Raw genomic sequence first — 2,500 nt, forward strand, 5'->3', positions numbered from 1 at the left:
TGGTTGCGGGGGCAGGATTTGAACCTGCGGCCTTCAGGTTATGAGCCTGACGAGCTACCGGGCTGCTCCACCCCGCGCTATTTTTTGAACTATTCGGGTCATGATATTATTTCCGCCGAAGAGGCGGTGAAGTGACTGTTTTGTATGATTTGAGAAGATGGTTTGATTTGTGTGCTTAGCAGACCTGGCAGCGACCTACTCTCCCGTGTCTTAAGACAAAGTACCATTGGCGCTGGAGCGTTTCACGGCCGAGTTCGGAATGGGATCGGGTGCAGCCGCTCCGCCATAACCACCAGGTCGGCGAAGAACACAAATATGAGAAGCTGATTGTCTTTCGTGCAGATACCTCAACGTTGCCATGCAACGCTGATAAACAATAGGCACACGACTGTGTGCCGCCGATGTTTCGGCGCCCTGTCCGGAGCGAAGCAGCGTTAGCTGCGACAGCGTGAGGACAAAAGAATGTTTAGATTGAACCCTGTTCAATCTAAATTCGATGGATATTGTAAATGAGAGTGATCAAGTCGATCGAGCTATTAGTACCGGTAAGCTACATGCGTTGCCGCACTTCCACACCCGGCCTATCAACGTGGTAGTCTTCCACGGCTCTGATAGGGAATACTCGTTTTTAGGTGGGTTTCCCGCTTAGATGCCTTCAGCGGTTATCCCGTCCGTATATAGCTACCCTGCTATGCCGTTGGCACGACAACAGGTCCACCAGAGATACGTCCATCCCGGTCCTCTCGTACTAGGGACAGATCCTATCAATATTCCTACACCCACGGCAGATAGGGACCGAACTGTCTCACGACGTTCTGAACCCAACTCACGTACCGCTTTAAATGGCGAACAGCCATACCCTTGGGACCTGCTCCAGCCCCAGGATGCGATGAGTCGACATCGAGGTGCCAAACAACCCCGTCGATATGGACTCTTGGGGGTCATCAGCCTGTTATCCCCGGCGTACCTTTTATCCGTTGAGCGATGGCCCTTCCACGCGGGACCACCGGATCACTATGACCGACTTTCGTCTCTGCTCGACTTGTCAGTCTTGCAGTCAGGCAGGCTTATGCCATTGCACTCGACGAACGATTTCCGACCGTTCTGAGCCTACCATCGCGCGCCTCCGTTACTCTTTAGGAGGCGACCGCCCCAGTCAAACTACCCACCATACACGGTCCTGGACCCGGATAACGGGCCGCAGTTAGACATCCATATAGATAAGGGTGGTATTTCAAGGATGACTCCACCATGGCTGGCGCCACGGCTTCAAAGTCTACCACCTATCCTACACATGTCGACACGAATGCCAGTGTAAAGCTATAGTAAAGGTGCACGGGGTCTTTCCGTCTAACCGCAGGAACCCCGCATCTTCACGGGGAATTCAATTTCACTGAGTCTGCGTTGGAGACAGCGGGGAAGTCGTTACGCCATTCGTGCAGGTCGGAACTTACCCGACAAGGAATTTCGCTACCTTAGGACCGTTATAGTTACGGCCGCCGTTTACTGGGGCTTCAATTCAATGCTTGCACATCTCCTCTTAACCTTCCAGCACCGGGCAGGCGTCAGACCCTATACGTCGTCTTGCGACTTCGCAGAGCCCTGTGTTTTTGGTAAACAGTCGCTACCCCCTGGTCTGTGCCACCCTCCAATAGTTGCCTAAAGAAGGGTCACGCTTCTTCCGAAGTTACGCGTGCATTTTGCCGAGTTCCTTCAACGCAGTTCTCTCAAGCGCCTTGGTATTCTCTACCAGTCCACCAGTGTCGGTTTAGGGTACGGTCTATATGCAGGAGCTATTTCCTGGAACCGCTTCGCTGCCAGATCAATCCAATAAGACCTGACAACACACGCAATCCGTCACTACCTGCAGGCCCACGAATATTAACGTGGTTCCCATCGACTACGCCTTTCGGCCTCGCCTTAGGGGCCGGCTAACCCTGCTCAGATTAACTTTAAGCAGGAACCCTTGGACTTTCGGCGAGGGAGTCTCTCACTCCCTTTATCGTTACTCATGTCAGCATTCTCACTTCCGATACCTCCAGGATGTCTCACGACTGTCCCTTCACAGGCTTACGGAACGCTCCGCTACCACGCACATACGTGCATCCACAGCTTCGGTGTATGGCTTTAGCCCCGGTACATTTTCGGCGCAAAGACCCTTATTTAGACCAGTGAGCTGTTACGCTTTCTTTAAATGATGGCTGCTTCTAAGCCAACATCCTGGTTGTTTTGGGATCCTCACATCCTTTCCCACTTAGCCATAACTTAGGGACCTTAGATGGTGGTCAGGGTTGTTGCCCTCTTCACGACGGACGTTAGCACCCGCCGTGTGTCTGCCCAGTAGTACTCCCCGGTATTCGGAGTTTGATTAGGATCAGTAAGACGGTGAGTCCCCATAGCCCATTCAGTGCTCTACCCCCGGGGGTATTCGCTGGACGCTCTACCTAAATAGATTTCGCGGAGAACCAGCTATCTCCAAGTTTGATTGGCCTTTCACCCC

1 tRNA gene and 2 rRNA genes (1 of these 3 cut by a window edge) are annotated in these 2,500 nt (G+C 52.8%); all 3 read right to left on the reverse strand.

The features are described 5' to 3' along the window. Window positions 1-77, reverse strand: a tRNA-Met gene (locus tag OPR82_RS22395). A gap of 105 nt (window positions 78-182) precedes the next feature. Continuing rightward, window positions 183-297: ribosomal RNA gene (rrf, locus tag OPR82_RS22400) — 5S ribosomal RNA — on the reverse strand. A gap of 218 nt (window positions 298-515) precedes the next feature. Beyond that, a 23S ribosomal RNA gene (locus OPR82_RS22405) occupies window positions 516-2,500 on the reverse strand; it runs 983 nt beyond the window's last position.

This window comes from Ochrobactrum chromiisoli, assembly GCF_026241335.1.
Taxonomy (GTDB): domain Bacteria; phylum Pseudomonadota; class Alphaproteobacteria; order Rhizobiales; family Rhizobiaceae; genus Brucella; species Brucella chromiisoli.